The 15,356-nt window shown below is 69.4% G+C and carries 15 protein-coding genes; 7 read left to right on the forward strand and 8 right to left on the reverse strand.

The features are described from left to right. Positions 1–202: 202 nt before the first annotated feature. Positions 203–2,230 carry an ATP-dependent zinc metalloprotease FtsH gene (gene ftsH / locus AB0I23_RS15910; RefSeq protein ID WP_359109763.1) on the forward strand — a complete coding sequence of 676 codons (2,028 nt, stop codon included), beginning with the start codon at positions 203–205 and terminating at the stop codon, positions 2,228–2,230. A 145-nt stretch (positions 2,231–2,375) separates the two neighbouring features. Further along, a complete protein-coding gene (folE, locus tag AB0I23_RS15915) occupies positions 2,376–2,981 on the forward strand; it encodes a GTP cyclohydrolase I FolE (RefSeq protein ID WP_037691010.1) in 606 nt (201 codons plus the stop codon). A 42-nt stretch (positions 2,982–3,023) separates the two neighbouring features. Here the strand turns inward: folE and AB0I23_RS15920 are convergent, their stop codons facing one another. The 6 genes from AB0I23_RS15920 to AB0I23_RS15945 all read right to left on the reverse strand — a co-directional run bounded on the left by AB0I23_RS15920 (position 3,024) and on the right by AB0I23_RS15945 (position 7,994). Continuing rightward, entirely contained in the window at positions 3,024–3,506 is a 483-nt protein-coding gene (locus AB0I23_RS15920; RefSeq protein ID WP_359109764.1) for a DUF3180 domain-containing protein, read from the reverse strand. Positions 3,507–3,604: 98 nt separating this feature from the next. Then, positions 3,605–4,216 carry a 2-amino-4-hydroxy-6-hydroxymethyldihydropteridine diphosphokinase gene (gene folK / locus AB0I23_RS15925; RefSeq protein WP_359109765.1) on the reverse strand — a complete coding sequence of 204 codons (612 nt, stop codon included), beginning with the start codon at positions 4,214–4,216 and terminating at the stop codon, positions 3,605–3,607. After that, the gene (gene folB / locus AB0I23_RS15930; protein WP_359109766.1) at positions 4,213–4,572 is read right to left on the reverse strand and encodes a dihydroneopterin aldolase; all 360 of its coding nucleotides are present in this window, start codon (positions 4,570–4,572) and stop codon (positions 4,213–4,215) included. Before folB ends, folK begins: the two co-directional genes overlap by 4 nt. 219 nt (positions 4,573–4,791) lie before the next feature. Continuing rightward, positions 4,792–5,265 carry a nuclear transport factor 2 family protein gene (locus AB0I23_RS15935; protein WP_359109767.1) on the reverse strand — a complete coding sequence of 158 codons (474 nt, stop codon included), beginning with the start codon at positions 5,263–5,265 and terminating at the stop codon, positions 4,792–4,794. Continuing rightward, entirely contained in the window at positions 5,262–6,122 is an 861-nt protein-coding gene (gene folP / locus AB0I23_RS15940) for a dihydropteroate synthase (protein WP_436846939.1), read from the reverse strand. The genes AB0I23_RS15935 and folP overlap by 4 nt, the downstream gene beginning before the upstream one ends. A 30-nt stretch (positions 6,123–6,152) precedes the next feature. Then, positions 6,153–7,994 carry a phosphatidylglycerol lysyltransferase domain-containing protein gene (locus AB0I23_RS15945; RefSeq protein ID WP_359109768.1) on the reverse strand — a complete coding sequence of 614 codons (1,842 nt, stop codon included), beginning with the start codon at positions 7,992–7,994 and terminating at the stop codon, positions 6,153–6,155. 140 nt (positions 7,995–8,134) lie between these two features. Between AB0I23_RS15945 and AB0I23_RS15950 the strand changes: the two genes are divergently transcribed. Continuing rightward, positions 8,135–9,256 (forward strand): alpha/beta hydrolase, encoded by a 1,122-nt coding sequence (locus AB0I23_RS15950; protein WP_359109769.1) that lies wholly within the window; start codon positions 8,135–8,137, stop codon positions 9,254–9,256. Positions 9,257–9,301: 45 nt separating this feature from the next. Here the strand turns inward: AB0I23_RS15950 and AB0I23_RS15955 are convergent, their stop codons facing one another. After that, positions 9,302–10,480, reverse strand: a complete 1,179-nt coding sequence (locus AB0I23_RS15955) for an ABC transporter ATP-binding protein (RefSeq protein WP_359109770.1) — start codon at positions 10,478–10,480, stop codon at positions 9,302–9,304. Between the two features lie 131 nt (positions 10,481–10,611). Between AB0I23_RS15955 and AB0I23_RS15960 the strand changes: the two genes are divergently transcribed. From AB0I23_RS15960 to AB0I23_RS15975, 4 genes are all read left to right on the forward strand, one after another. After that, complete coding sequence (locus AB0I23_RS15960) at positions 10,612–11,325, forward strand: ABC transporter permease (protein WP_359109771.1); 714 nt, start codon at positions 10,612–10,614, stop codon at positions 11,323–11,325. Positions 11,326–11,328: 3 nt separating this feature from the next. Beyond that, the gene (locus AB0I23_RS15965; RefSeq protein WP_359109772.1) at positions 11,329–12,033 is read left to right on the forward strand and encodes an ABC transporter permease; all 705 of its coding nucleotides are present in this window, start codon (positions 11,329–11,331) and stop codon (positions 12,031–12,033) included. Between the two features lie 30 nt (positions 12,034–12,063). Further along, positions 12,064–13,041 (forward strand): ABC transporter substrate-binding protein, encoded by a 978-nt coding sequence (locus AB0I23_RS15970; RefSeq protein ID WP_359109773.1) that lies wholly within the window; start codon positions 12,064–12,066, stop codon positions 13,039–13,041. Between the two features lie 105 nt (positions 13,042–13,146). Further along, entirely contained in the window at positions 13,147–14,151 is a 1,005-nt protein-coding gene (locus AB0I23_RS15975; protein WP_359109775.1) for a hypothetical protein, read from the forward strand. A gap of 30 nt (positions 14,152–14,181) precedes the next feature. Here the strand turns inward: AB0I23_RS15975 and AB0I23_RS15980 are convergent, their stop codons facing one another. Further along, the gene (locus tag AB0I23_RS15980; protein WP_359109776.1) at positions 14,182–15,324 is read right to left on the reverse strand and encodes an NADH-quinone oxidoreductase subunit D; all 1,143 of its coding nucleotides are present in this window, start codon (positions 15,322–15,324) and stop codon (positions 14,182–14,184) included. Positions 15,325–15,356 lie beyond the last annotated feature (32 nt).

Below are 15,356 nucleotides of genomic sequence, written 5' to 3' on the forward strand. Positions count from 1 at the left end.
CCTCCTCCGGCCCGCACCCGACCCGGGCGCGCCTCCGGGAACCCCTGACGGGTTCCCGCCGTTGGAGCCTTTGAAGGACGGTTTGACAGACGGCCCAGGCGGCCGCAAGTGACAATGCTGGGGTACCGTCCGAAGAACAGTCTTTTCTCACAGCAGCATTTACCTACGGGCAGGAGGGACGGGGCGACTTCGCTCCGTATGGATGGACGTGAAGCGATACTTCCGTGGGCCGGTCATGTGGATCGTGCTGGCCGTCCTCGCCGTGGTCGTGTTGATGCAGGTCGTCGGCTCGTCGGGCGGCTACAAGACGGTGGACACCGGCAAGGTGATCCAGGCGATCAGCAAGAACCAGGTGGAACAGGCCAAGCTGACCACCGGCGACGAACAAATCCTCAAGATCGAGCTGAAGGGCGGCCAGAAACTCTCGGGCGAGTCCGGCAGCAAGTTCCAGGCGAGCTACATCGGTGACCAGGGTGTTCAGCTCGCCGACACGCTGCAGAAGAAGTTCGAGAGCGGTGACATCGAGAAGGGTTACACCGTCTCGCCGTCGAAGCAGTCCCCGTTTGTCTCGATCCTTCTCTCGCTGCTGCCCTTTGTCCTGATCGTGGTCGTCTTCCTGTTCCTGATGAATCAGATGCAGGGTGGCGGCTCCAAGGTCATGCAGTTCGGCAAGTCCAAGGCCAAGCTGATCACCAAGGACACCCCGAAGACGACCTTCGCCGATGTGGCGGGGTCGGACGAGGCCGTCGAGGAACTCCACGAGATCAAGGAGTTCCTCCAGGAGCCGGCGAAGTTCCAGGCCGTCGGCGCGAAGATCCCCAAGGGCGTCCTGCTGTACGGGCCTCCCGGTACGGGCAAGACGCTGCTCGCACGCGCCGTCGCGGGCGAGGCGGGCGTCCCGTTCTACTCGATCTCCGGTTCCGACTTCGTCGAGATGTTCGTCGGTGTGGGTGCCTCCCGGGTCCGTGACCTGTTCGAGCAGGCCAAGGCGAACGCCCCGGCGATCGTCTTCGTCGACGAGATCGACGCCGTCGGCCGGCACCGCGGTGCGGGTCTCGGCGGTGGTCACGACGAGCGCGAGCAGACCCTGAACCAGCTGCTCGTCGAGATGGACGGCTTCGACGTGAAGGGCGGCGTCATCCTGATCGCCGCCACCAACCGGCCGGACATCCTCGACCCCGCGCTGCTGCGCCCGGGCCGTTTCGACCGGCAGATCGCGGTCGACCGGCCGGACATGCAGGGCCGTCTCGAAATCCTCAAGGTGCACCAGAAGGGCAAGCCGGTCGCCCCGGACGTCGATCTCGGCGCCGTGGCCCGTCGTACGCCCGGCTTCACCGGTGCCGACCTGTCGAACGTGCTGAACGAAGCGGCGCTCCTCACGGCGCGCAGCAACAAGAAGCTGATCGACAACGAGATGCTGGACGAGGCGATCGACCGCGTCGTGGCGGGCCCGCAGAAGCGGACCCGGATCATGTCCGACAAGGAGAAGAAGATCACCGCGTACCACGAGGGCGGACACGCCCTGGTCGCGGCGGCTTCCCCCAACTCGGACCCGGTGCACAAGATCACGATCCTCTCCCGCGGCCGCGCCCTCGGTTACACGATGGTGCTGCCGGAGGAGGACAAGTACTCCACGACGCGCAACGAGATGCTCGACCAGCTCGCCTACATGCTGGGCGGGCGCGCGGCCGAGGAGCTGGTCTTCCACGACCCGACCACCGGCGCCGCGAACGACATCGAGAAGGCCAGTGCCACGGCCCGCGCGATGGTCACGCAGTACGGCATGACGGAGCGGCTCGGCGCGATCAAGTTCGGCGGCGACAACACCGAGCCCTTCGTGGGCCGGGAGATGGGCCACCAGCGCGACTACTCGGAAGAGGTCGCGGCGCTCGTCGACGAAGAGGTCAAGAAGCTCATCGAGACCGCGCACAACGAGGCGTGGGAGATCCTCGTCGAGAACCGCGACGTTCTCGACAACCTGGTTCTCCAGTTGCTGGAGAAGGAGACCCTCGGCAAGGAGCAGATCGCCGAGATCTTCGCCGGAATCGTGAAGCGTCCGGCCCGCCCGGCGTGGACCGGCTCCGCACGGCGTACGCCGTCGACGCGGCCGCCGGTGCTCTCACCGAAGGAACTCGCCCTCACCAACGGCGTCACCACCGCCAACGGGTCGACCCCGACGGACACCGCCGCGGCCACCGAGGCGATCCCTGAGGACCGTCCCGAGAGCTAGTACGGACCCCGGTGTGACCCCCGTCACGGGGGTCCACCGACCCGGAATGGATGCTGCGCCCCCCAGGTTTTAGCCTGTGGGGGCGCGGCTTTTTGCATGTCTGCGCGATGTCCGCGCAGGTGACAGCTGAAGGAACGAGGCACAGATGACCGACCCGGTGACGCTGGACGGCCAGGGTTCGATCGGTGAGTTCGACGAGAAGCGGGCCGAGGCCGCTGTGCGTGAGCTTCTCCTCGCCGTCGGGGAGGACCCGGACCGGGAGGGGCTGCGTGAGACGCCGGGACGGGTGGCGCGGGCGTACAAGGAGATATTCGGGGGCCTGAGCCAGCAGCCCGAGGACGTCCTGACGACCACGTTCGATCTCGGCCACGACGAGATGGTGCTGGTCAAGGACATCGAGGTGTTCTCGACCTGCGAGCACCACCTGGTGCCGTTCCGCGGGGTCGCGCATGTCGGGTACATCCCGGCGACCTCCGGCAAGATCACCGGCCTGTCGAAGCTGGCTCGGCTGGTCGACGTCTACGCCCGGCGCCCGCAGGTCCAGGAGCGGCTCACCACGCAGATCGCCGACTCACTGATGAGGATCCTGGAGCCGCGCGGAGCCATCGTCGTCGTGGAGTGCGAGCACATGTGCATGTCGATGCGCGGTATCCGCAAGCCCGGGGCGAAGACGCTGACCTCGGCGGTACGCGGCCAGCTCCGCGACCCCGCGACGCGCGCCGAGGCGATGAGCCTGATCATGGCCCGCTGAGGCCCCGGAGGCGGTGTCGGTGGACCGGACGGGGGCGGAGCGTCAGGTGGAGGCGGCGTTCTTGTCGTCGTCCTTGTCCTCCGGGAGCTTGCAGACGCGCTCCAGGAACAGGGCGGCGGCGACCACCCCGATCCCGGCCAGCACCGCGAAACCGGCGTAGATCGCCTGGTCGCGGCGGGCCGGGATGTCGAGCGAGCCGAGCAGGAAGACACCGGCTCCGCCGTACATGCCGGCGACCAGCGACACGACCAGGGCGCTGGCCTGGCCGAAGACCACGGCGCGGGCGGCCATCAGCGGCTCGACGCCCTTCGCGCCGGGGCGGCGCTCCCGCTGTGCGCGCAGCCGGGAGCGGATGGACAGCGCCGTCGCGAGCAGGATGACGGCGATCACCGCGAGCACGATGGGCGCGGCGACGGGCACGCTCGGCAGGGTCGCGAGGGAGTCCCAGAGGCGCGCACCGCCCCAGGACAGCACGCCGGCCGCGGCGAAGAGTCCGGCCAATACCCCGAGCCGTAGTTGCTTCACCGAGAAAGCCGCCCTTCGCCGCCGGCCGGCCGGGCCGTCCGCCCGTCTGTCCGGCTGTCTGTTCCGTGTCCTGTGCGGACCTGCCCCGAGCCTAACGACTACTCGGGCAGGCGGAGTTCCAGATCGGCCCGGGGCCGTACGCCGTCGCGGCCGATCGTGCCGAGCAGCTCGGCCACCGGGCCGTGGCCGGGCAGCTGCGCCTCGGGGTCGACGTCGTACCACGGGGCGAGCACGAAGGCACGCTCGTGGGCCCGGGGGTGGGGGAGGGCCAGCACCGGGTCGTCGGAGACCACATTCGCGTACGCCACGATGTCCACGTCGATGGTGCGCGGGCCCCAGCGCTCCTCGCGGACGCGGTCGAAGGCCTCCTCGATGGCCTGGCCGCGCTCCAGGAGGGAGGACGGGGGCAGCGTCGTCTTCACCACGATCACCGCGTTGAAGTACGACGGCTGGGAGCCGGGCGCGACGCCCCACGGCTCCGTCTCGTACACCGGGGAGACCGCCTTGACCCGGAGGCCGGGGGTGTCCTCCAGGGCGTCGATGGCGCCCTGCAGGGTCTCCAGGCGGTTGCCGAGGTTGGAGCCGAGCGAGATCACGGCCGGTTTGGGGTTGGAGAGGGTGATGTCCGCCGCGTCGACCTGCGCGACCACGGAGGCGGGCACCGGCTGTACGGTCGGGTCGCTCTGCCCCTCGGTGGAAAATGCTGTCATGCTCGGCTCCGGGTGATGGTGATGGTCACATCGTCGAACGGGACGGTGATCGGCGCATCCGGCTTGTGCACGACGACCTCGACCTCCTCGACGCCTTTGTGTCCCAGGCACTTCTGGGCGATGCGCTCCGCGAGCGTCTCGATCAGATCGACCGGTTCTCCCTGCACGATGCCGACGACCTCCTCCGCGACCACGCCGTAGTGCACGGTCTTCGTCAGGTCGTCGGCGGCTGCCGCAGGACGGGTGTCGAGGCCGAGAACCAGGTCGACGATGAAGGTCTGGCCCTCTTCCCGTTCCCGGGGGAAGACGCCATGGTTCCCACGGGCCTTGAGGCCGCGCAGCGCGACACGATCCACGCGAATCACTCCTGCTGTCGTTGGTCGTAGAGACACGGGGCCGCGTGCGGACGGCAAGGTGCCCTGGTTTCGAATCTACCTGCGAGCACGGACAGTGCTCACCCGCGGGGGCTATGGACGGGACCGTGCGGGGCTGGTAAGCGCGTCTCCTACCCCGTAGCCCGGAGTCCAATCCCCTCAGGGGCGTATCCGTCCGGGGAGCGTGCCCTTCCGGCGGGGTCAGGAGGGCGACTCGTCCTCTTCGTCGTCCTCGGACTCGGTCAGGACCGGGGACCCGTGATGCGACCAGAGCTTCCAGCCGTCCTCGGTGCGGCGGAACACATTGGTGGCGACGACGAGTTGGCCGACCAGCGGTCCGAGCTTGCCGCCGTCCTCCGCGGGGCCCCCGCTGAGGATGTTCTCGGTGCAGGTGACGAGGGCCGTGTCCCCGGTCATCGAGACCCCGACATCCGTCAGGAAGAACTGGATGTACTCGGTGTTCGCCATGATCAGGGCGTAACTGCGCAGTACCTCGCCGCGCCCGCTGAGCACCGGCCAGCCGGGGTGGACGCAGGAGATGGTGAGGTTCTCGCCGGGCAGCCAGAGCCCGGAGAGCTCGTCCAGGTCGCCGCGTTCCATCGCCTCGTAGAAGGCGGTGTTGGCCTGTTCGACCGCCGCGATGTCGGCTGCCACCTGTTCCTGGTCGTCGCTCACGCGGCTCCCTCGACGGCGCGGGCGACCCGGACGGCGTCGGCGGTCGCCCGGACCTCGTGGACCCGGACCGCCCAGGCGCCCGCCTGGGCGGAGAGGGCGGAGATCGCCGCGGTGGCCGCGTCGCGTTCCCGGGCGGGCGGCGGTGCGGCGCCCTCACCGGCCAGCACATGACCGAGGAACCGCTTGCGGGAGGCGGCGACCAGCAGGGGGCGGCCCAGCGCGCGCAGCTCGTCGAGGTGGGCGACGAGGGAGAGATCGTGGGCGGCGTCCTTGGCGAAGCCCAGGCCGGGGTCGACCACGATCCGTTCCGGGGCGACACCGCCCGCGACCACCGCGTCCATCCGCGTACGCAGCTCCGCGACGACCTCCGCGACGACGTCCTCGTACACCGCACGGCTGTTCATCGACTTGCTGAAGCCGCGCCAGTGCATGACCACGAACGGCGCTCCGGCGGCGGCGACGACCGGGATCATGTCCGGGTCGGCGAGCCCGCCGCTCACATCGTTGACCAGGGCCGCACCTGCGGCGACGGACTGTTCGGCGACCCGCGCCCGCATGGTGTCCACGGAGACCGTGACGCCCTCCTGGGCCAGCCCCCGGACGACCGGGATCACGCGCCGCAGCTCCTCGGCCTCGTCCACCCGGCTGGCGCCGGGGCGGGTCGACTCGCCGCCGACATCGACCAGGTCGGCGCCTGCGGTGACCAGGTCGAGGCCGTGCTTGATCGCAGCCGTGGTGTCGAACCAGCGGCCTCCGTCGGAGAAGGAGTCGGGGGTCACATTGACGACACCCATGACCGCACAGCGGTCCCACTCCGGCAGGCCCTGGACCGTGCCTCGTCCACGCAACGTACTCATGCGACCAGCGTAGGCCCGTACGGGGCGGTGTTACGCCGCGCTGGCCCCGCGCTCCGGCCCGGGACCCGGTGCGTGGGCGCAGGGACGGGGCCGGGCGGCCGGGAAACGACGGGCGAAGGGACGGGGCAGCCCGACGTTGACGAAGCCCTCGGCCTGCATTGCGGCGAACGAGATCCGTGGCAGGTCGCGGCTGGAGCGGTAGACGACGAAGCGGGGCTCCCAGCGGGGCCGGAACTTGGCGTTGAACTTGTACAGCGACTCGATCTGGAACCAGCGCGACAGGAAGATCAGCAGCCCGCGCCAGCCCCGCAGCACCGGACCCGCGCCCAGTTTCTCGCCGCGGGCGAGCGCCGAGCGGAACATCGCGAAGTTCAGCGAGACCCGCTCGATGCCGAGCCGGGGCGCGTCGTGCAGGGAGGCGACGATCAGCAGCTCGTTCATCCCGGGGTCGGCGGCGCGGTCGCGGCGCATGAGCTCCAGGGACATGCCGTCCGTGCCCCACGGGACGAAGTGGAGCACGGCTTTCAGATCGCCGTACGGGGAGTCGGCGGTGTGCTCGTCGGCCTTGTGGGCGGTGGCGATGATGCAGTCGCCGTCGGCCGGGTCGCCGATCCGGCCGAGAGCCATGGAGAAGCCGCGTTCGGTATCGGTGCCGCGCCAGTCGGCGGCGGCCCGTCGGATGCGGGCCAGCTCGGCCTCGCCTATGTCGCGGACCCGCCGGACGCGGGTCTCGTAACCGCCCCGCTCAATGCGCTTCACCATCTGGCGCACGTTGCGCATCGCGCGCCCGGCGAGCGAGAAATCCGCGACATCCACCACCGCCTCGTCGCCGAGTTCCAGCGCGTCGAGCCCGGTTTCACGGGTCCAGACCTCGCCGCCCGTCTCGCTGCAGCCCATCACCGCGGGGGTCCAGGAGTGCGCCTTGGCCTCGTCCATGAAGTGTTCGATGGCGCCCGGCCAGGCCTCCACGTCGCCGATCGGGTCGCCGCTGGCCAGCATCACCCCGGACACCACGCGGTAGCAGACGGCTGCCTTGCCGCTGGGGGAGAAGACGACGCCCTTGTCGCGGCGGAGCGCGAAGTGGCCGAGCGAGTCGCGGCCGCCGTGCTTGTCGAGGAGTGCCCGCAGCCGGACCTCGTCCTCCTCGGTGAGCCGGGCGGCCGGATGTTCGGGGCGGAACGCGAGGTAGATGGTGGTGACGGCGGTCAGCAGACCGAGGGCGCCGAGCGAGTACGCCACGGTCCAGGAGGTCACTCCGGCGTACTCGACGGGTCCCTCGAAGCCGAACAGCCCGTACAGGACGTGCTGGAGGCGGTCGGCGATGGAGGGGTTTCCGACGACGTGGCCGGGGTGGACGGAGACGATGATCAGCCCCAGGCCGAGTGAACCAGCCCCGAGGAGAACGAAGTTGGCCAGCGCCCTCCAGCGGCTGCGCGGGTCCGGGAGCGCGGCGAATTCGCTCCGGTGCCGGACCAGCAGGTAGCAGAGCGTGAGGGAGACGAGGGTGCCGAGGATCGAGTGCCGGTAGACGAACTGCGCGGCGGCACCGGCCGGCAGCAGGACCACGGCGGCGCGCCAGGCCCGCCGTTTGTGCCGCCTGAGGCCGTGGGCGAGGAGCAGCAGCAGGACGCCCGCGCTCAGCGACAGCGCGGCGGCGAAGGGGCCGAGGGCTCCTGGAAGGACTTCGGCGAGCGTGTGCATCCGGCTGTGCCGGAAACGTGGGAACACCCCTGCGGCGACGTCGATCAGGCCGACGAGAGTGCAGGAGGTGCCGACGAGTGTCGGTACGGATTCGGGGCGCGGTCCGCGTACGAACTTGCGCACAGCTTTCGGAACCGATCCCGTTTTATCCTCATCTAGCGTGATAGACATCGCTTCCCGTGGCTCCGCGAGAGATTTTTGAGTCCGTCGGCCGAAGCGTTCCGGACGATGTGCGACCTCTAGGACGAGGCTTCCGGGCGGTGGGTTCACCGGCATCCCGGAAATTTCCTGACAAGAAGGCTCACCCAATCATGGGGCTCACCAGCAAGACGGTTCTGACCCTGGCCATTGCGCTGGCCGTCATTCTGTTCGCTGCCACGGTCTTGACCTGGCCTAGACTGGCCCGCCGCAGTGCGTCCGCGGTGTTCGGCCGGGTCGGCTTCCTGCTGGCGACCCAGGTGATGGTCTTCACCTCGGCCGGCCTGATGGCCAACAACGCCTTCCAGTTCTACGGCTCCTGGGCCGATCTCCTCGGCGGGCAGCAGGACCTGGGCGTGGTCACGGACCGGGCGGCCGGGACCCTGGCGTCGAAGAACATCGTCCGGGTCGGGATACAGCGGCTGGACGTCCCCGGTGGTTCGCGCCCCACGACGGGCGGCCGGATCGACAAGGTCGTCATCGCGGGGCGGCGGTCGAAGATCGAGAGTTCGGCGTACGTGTATCTGCCGCCGGAGTACTTCCAGTCGGAGTACGCCAACCGGAAGTTCCCCGCGGTCGTCGTCCTCACGGGCTATCCGGGCACCGCGGAGAACCTTCTGAAGGGCCTTGCGTACCCACGCACCGCACTCGACCGCGTGAGAGCCGGACGGGCACAGCCGATGATCCTGGTGATGCTGAGGCCCACGGTCGCGCCGCCGCGGGACACCGAGTGCGTGGACATAGCGGGCGGGCCGCAGACCGAGACGTTCTTCGCGAAGGATCTGCCCCAGGCGATCTCGGACTCGTACCGGATCGGGAAGCGGGCGCGGAACTGGGGCATCATCGGCAACTCGACCGGTGGGTACTGCGCGCTGAAGATCGGTCTGCACCACCCGGACAGGTTCGTGGCGAGCGCCGGTCTCTCCGCGTACTACAAGGCGGCCGAGGACCCGACGACCGGTGATCTCTTCCATGGGAACCGGGCGGAGCGCAAGCGCGCGAACCTGCTGTGGAGCCTGGACCATCTGCCCCAGCCCGACTCGTCGTTCCTGGTGACGACGTCCCGGCAGGGCGAGGGGAACTACCGGAGCACGCGGAGGTTCATGGCGAAGGTGAAGGCGCCCGCCGAGGTGTCCTCGATCGTGCTGAACAGCGGCGGGCACAACTTCAACACCTGGCGGCGGGAGATCCCTTCGGCGCTGGAGTGGATGAGCAGCCGGCTCAGCGAGAACTGACCGGTTGCGGAAGGCTCGTGGGGAAGCCCGGCGCGTACCCCCGGCTCAGAGCGAGCCTGCCCTGGCCACCGTCTCCACCTCCACGTCGGCGCGCGGCAGGTCCTGGGCGTCCGCGTCGATCGAGCGGCGCAGTGCCTCATGGAGGCGGGCAGGGGTGAGCACTCCGAGGAACCGGCCGGTGCTCTCCTTGTCGATGACCGCGATCCAGCCCGCGTCGTGCTGCAGCATCGTGGCGAACGCCTGCTTGAGCGGGGCGCCGACGGGAAGCCACGCCTCCATGCGGCGGGCGTGTTCGCGGACCGCGCCCTTGGTCTCGGTGAGGGCGGTGCCGGCCGGGATCCAGCCGTGCAGATGGTCGTCGGCGTCCAGGACGACGGCCCAGCGCGCGCCCTCGGCGCGCAGCCGCTCGGTCGCCCGGGAGAGCGGGTCGTCCAGGTGGACGACGGGCGGCTGGTCGAGGTCGCCCTCCTCGATGGGGGTCACGGAGAGCCGCTTGAGGCCGCGGTCGGCGCCGACGAAGTCCGCGACGTACGGGGTGGCGGGGGCGCCGAGCACGGTCGCGGGGGAATCGAACTGCTCGATGGAGCCCTGTCCGTAGACGGCGATGCGGTCGCCGAGCCGGACGGCTTCCTCGATGTCGTGCGTGACGAACAACACGGTTTTCCGGACCTGGGCCTGGAGCTTGAGGAATTCGTTCTGCAGCCGTTCACGGACCACCGGGTCGACCGCTCCGAAAGGTTCGTCCATCAGCAGTACCGGCGGATCCGCGGCCAGCGCCCTTGCCACTCCCACGCGTTGGCGCTGACCGCCGGAGAGCTGGTCCGGATATCGGTCACCATAAACGGAAGGATCAAGTCCGACGAGGTCGAGGAGTTCGGCGGCCCGCGCGCGGCCCTTTTCCCGCTTCCAGCCCAGGAGATGAGGAACCGTCGCGGTGTTCTCCAGCACCGTCTTGTGCGGAAACAGCCCGACCTGCTGGATCACATAGCCGATACCACGGCGGAGCCGGACGGGGTCGATGGCGGATATGTCGTCCCCGTCGAGGAATATCCGCCCCTCGGTCGGTTCGATCAGCCGGTTCACCATCTTCATGGTGGTGGTCTTGCCGCAGCCGGACGGCCCCACGAGCGTGACCAGTTCACCCTCGGCCACTTCGAAGGAAAGGTCGTCGACTGCGGTCGTGCCGTCGGCGTACCGCTTGGTGACGTGCTCGAAACGGATCATGGTTCCCCATTGTGGCGCGTGTTCTGTGAAGGACATGTTGCTGGAATACAACGGCCTCGGCGATTGTCAGTAGTCGGGGATAGGGTCGCCAGACGTCAGTGCGGACCGGCGAACGGGAGGTGGGGGGACGGATGGCCGGACAGAACTGCCTGGTGACGAACGACTGGATCTGCGGTGAGTATCTCCGTTCCCGCAGCCAGGAGTTGACCGATGCGACCGTTCAGCACATCTGGATCACCGCTGTCTCGGTGGTGATCGGAATCCTGGTGGCATTTCCGCTGGCGCTGCTCGCGCGCCGCAGCCGGCGGATCGCGGGGCCGGTGCTCGGACTGACGACGGTGCTCTACACCGTGCCGTCGCTGGCGATGTTCTCGCTGCTGCTGCCGCTGTTCGGGCTCTCGGCGGCACTGGTCGTCACCGGCCTGGTGCTGTACTCGCTGACCATTCTCGTACGGAACATCCTGGCCGGGCTCGAAGCCGTGCCGCAGGAGGCGAAGGACGCCGCGAAGGGCATGGGATACGGGCCGGGCCGGCTCCTGTGGGAGGTCGAACTCCCGCTCGCCCTGCCCGCGGTGATGGCCGGGGTCCGGATCGCCACCGTCTCCACCGTCGCGCTGACCACGGTCGGCTCGATCGTCGGCAGAGGCGGCCTCGGCAACCTCATCGAGGACGCCCTGCCGAGCTTCTTCAAGGCGCAGGTGCTCACCGCTTCGGTGCTCTGCGTGCTGCTCGCGGTGGTCGCGGACCTGCTGCTGCTCGGGGTGCAACGGCTGCTGACGCCCTGGACCCGCATACGCGCGACGCGCGACGCCGTGGGCGCGGTCGCCAAGGTGAAGGCGGTCTGACCCATGGGAGTACTCGGCGAGGCCTGGACCTGGCTGACCACCGGCGCCAACTGGTCGGGGGAGAGCGGGGCGGGGCACCGGCTCGGCGAGCATCTGTACGTCAGCGGAGTGTCGCTCGCGCTGGCCTGCGCGATCGCGCTGCCGGTCGCCCTGTACCTGGGGCACATCGGGAAGGGCGGCGCGCTGGCCGTGAACCTCTCCAATGCGGGGCGGGCGATCCCGGTCTTCGCGGTGCTGGCCCTGTTCATGGTGTCGCCGTTGCGCAACGCCGGATATGTGCCGACCATCATCGCGCTGGTCCTGTTCGCCGTGCCGCCGCTGCTGACCAACGCCTACGTCGGGATGACGGAGGTGGACCGTTCGGCGGCCGAGGCGGCGCGCGGCATGGGGATGTCCGGCAGTCAGCTCTTCGTAAGGGTCGAGCTCCCGCTCGCCTACCCGATGATCATGACCGGTCTGCGCTCGGCGGCGGTCCAGGTGATCGCCACGGCGACGATCGCCGCCATGGTCGGCCAGGGCGGGCTCGGCCGCATCATCACCGCCGGGTTCAACACGTACAACACACCGCAGGTGGTCGCGGGCGCGCTGCTCGTCGCCGTGCTCGCCCTGGCGGTGGAGGCCGTGCTGGTGGGGCTGGACCGGGCCCTGTCGCCGCTCCGTCGCCGCCGGACCGCCTGGCCCATCCGATTTGCCCGACACGCCTCGTAATCAGCCCTGTTGCTGTGGACGGAGAACATCATGAGCAAGACCTCGCGCATAGCGGGCGCGGTCATCGGCATGGTCGCCCTGACCGGCTCGCTCGCCGCCTGCGGCGGCGACAGCCTGGAGAAGGACAAGGGCGGCTCCGCCGGGTCCGGTGACGCCGGGAAGAAGGGCTCGCTCGTCGTCGGCGCCGCGGCCTTCACCGAGTCCAAGGTGCTCGCCGAGCTGTACGCACAGATCCTCGGCGACGCCGGATACAGCACATCGGTCACCACGGTGAAGAACCGGGAACTGTACGAGCCGTCCCTGGAGAAGGGCGAGATCGACGTCGTACCGGAATACGCCGCGACGATCGCCGAATTCCTCAACGCCAAGGCGAACGGCGCGACGGCGGCCGAGAAGAACCCGGTCGCCTCCGGTGACGCGGCGGCCACCACCGCCGCGCTGGAGAAGCTCGCCACTCCGCGCGGACTGAAGGTGCTCCCGTACGGCGAAGCGGTCGACCAGAACGCGTTCGCGGTGACCAAGGAATTCGCCGACAAGAACAAGCTCAAGTCCCTTTCGGATCTTGGTGCGTCCAAGCTGGAGGTGAAGATCGCGGCGGGTGACGAGTGCGAGGTGCGGCCCTTCTGCGCACCGGGTCTGAAGAAGACCTACGGCATTGATGTCACCGGTATCGACCCGAAGGGAGTCGGCACCCCGCAGTCCAAGCAGGCCGTCAAGGACGGCAAGGACCAGCTGGTCCTCACGACCACCACGGACGCGGTGCTGGACAGCTTCGGCCTGGTGTTCCTGGAGGACGACAAGAAGCTCCAGAACGCGGACAACGTCGTTCCGGTTCTCAATGCCAAGGACGCCGGAGCGCAGGACATTGCCGATGCGCTCGGCAAGCTCACCAAGACGCTCACCACCGAGGACCTTGCGGAACTGAACCGCAAGGTCGACGCCGAGCGTGCCAAGCCGGCCGACGCGGCCAAGGACTATCTGCGGTCGAAAGGTCTGATCAAGAAGTAGGAAGGGACCGCTTCGGGGCCGCCGGGTAAGCCGTCAGGTAACCGGCGGGGAACAGATTGCCGGGCGGCCTCCCAAGTGACCCGTACACACGGTAAATTTCAGGCCATGCCACGTGGACGCCATCGCCATTCGCCACCTCTGCACAGAATCCTTCCGCCTTCGGTCGTCGCCGGAGCGTCGGTCGTCTGTGCCGCGGGCGCCTGGTTTCTCGCCGAGCCCCTGGTCCTGCGCGGACTGGTCGCCGCCGCTGCGGCCGCCGCCGTCACCGGTGCGTATCTGATGCGCTCCTGGGACCGGGAGGCCGGCCGCCGCGTCGCGGAGCTGATGCGTGCCCGCGCCAGCGACGCATGGAAGACCGAGGAGCGCATCGCGGAGCTCGAGGCCGACCTGGAGGAGTCGCGGGCCCTGCGCGTCCGGTTGGAGACGAAGCTGCGCCGCAAGCGTGTGGAGCTCGCCGGTCTGCGCGGCGAGCACGCCGCACTGCTGCGCCGTTACGCCAACGCCGAGACCGAGCGGGCCAGCGCGCTGGAGGGGCGCAGGCAGTTCGCGCTCGAAGCGGCCGCCTCGCCCCGGGAGCTGCCCGCCGCCCGCTCCACGCCGACACCGGCCGCGTATGCGCGTGCCGCCCAGGCCCTCCAGGACCTCACCCGCAACGCCGCCCTCCAGGAGGCCCGCCGCACCGCCGAGCAGGCCAGGAAGCGCGATCTCGCGGAGCGCGCCCAGGAGGCGGAGGAGCGCAAGGGGAAGCACGCGGCGGCCGACGCCGAGCAGCACCACCGCCCGTCGGCCGCCCTGCCTCCGGCCCGCCCGTCCACCGCGCTCCCCGCGCCGCGCGCCGTCCCGGCCGCCAGCACGGTCGTTCCGTACGCCGCCTCCCGCCGTCATCCGGTGCCGCAGGGCAGCTTCGACTTCTTCGGTACACAGAAGGCGCGCGCCGCGATCGAGTCCGTGCAGAACGAGGACCTCGCGGACGTGGTGGGTGAGGAGGCGCTGGCAGCGCACCGCACGGGGACGGCCCGGAACCGGGCCGTCGGCAAGGTCATCGACCTGACGGCGCACGACGAGACGGAGCAACTGGACGTCGTGGAGCTGCGCAGCGCGATCTCGTAGGGCCTGTTCTCACGGCGGTCGGCGGCGGGGTTACTTGTCGATGTCGCCGACGACGAAGAACAGCGAGCCCAGGATCGCGACCATGTCGGCGACCAGCGTGCCCGGCAGCAGCTCGGTGAGCGCCTGGATGTTGTTGTACGAGGCGGAGCGGAGCTTCAGCCGGTAGGGGGTCTTCTCGCCCTTGGACACCAGGTAGTAGCCGTTGATCCCGAGCGGATTCTCGGTCCACGCGTAGGTGTGGCCCTCGGGGGCCTTCAGCACCTTGGGCAGCCGCTGGTTGATCGGACCGGGCGCCAGCCCGGCCATCCGGTCCAGGCAGGCGTCCGCCAGGTCCAGCGCGTTGTGGGCCTGTTCCAGCAGGCACTCGAACCGGGCCAGGCAGTCGCCCTCGGTGCGGGTGACGACCTCGAGGGTGTCCTGCAGCTCCCCGTACGCCAGATACGGCTCGTCACGCCGCAGATCGAAGTCGACCCCGGAGGCGCGGGCGATCGGCCCGGACACCCCGTACGCGTGCACGGTCTCGGCGGACAGCACACCGACACCGCGGGTACGGCCCCGGAAGATCTCGTTGCCGAGCACCAGCCGGTCGTACACGTCCATCCGCGAGCGGACCGACGCGACGGCGTGCCGGGCGCGGCCGAGCCAGCCCGCCGGGAGGTCCTCCTTGAGACCGCCGACCCGGTTGAACATGTAGTGCATCCGGCCGCCGGAGACCTCCTCCATCACGGCCTGGAGCTCCTCGCGTTCCCGGAAGGCGTAGAAAACCGGCGTGATGCCGCCCAGTTCGAGCGGGTACGAGCCGAGGAACATCAGATGGTTCAGCACCCGGTTCAGTTCGGCGAGCAGCGTCCGCGTCCAGACCGCGCGCTCCGGGACCTCCATGCCGAGCATCCGCTCGACGGCCATCACGACGCCCAGCTCGTTGGAGAAGGCCGACAACCAGTCATGACGGTTGGCGAGCATCACGATCTGCCGGTAGTCGCGAGCCTCGAAGAGCTTCTCCGCCCCGCGGTGCATATAGCCGATGACCGGCTCGGCATGCTGGATCCGCTCGCCGTCGAGAACGATCCGCAGACGGAGCACGCCATGTGTCGAGGGGTGCTGCGGCCCGATGTTGAGCACCATGTCGGTACTCTCCGCCGCGCCACCGATGCCGACCGTCGTCTCCGTCATACGGCCAGTATTCCCTGCGCGCCGCTCAGCGC

The sequence above is a fragment of the Streptomyces atratus genome, from assembly GCF_040655115.1.
Classification (GTDB): domain Bacteria; phylum Actinomycetota; class Actinomycetes; order Streptomycetales; family Streptomycetaceae; genus Streptomyces; species Streptomyces atratus_D.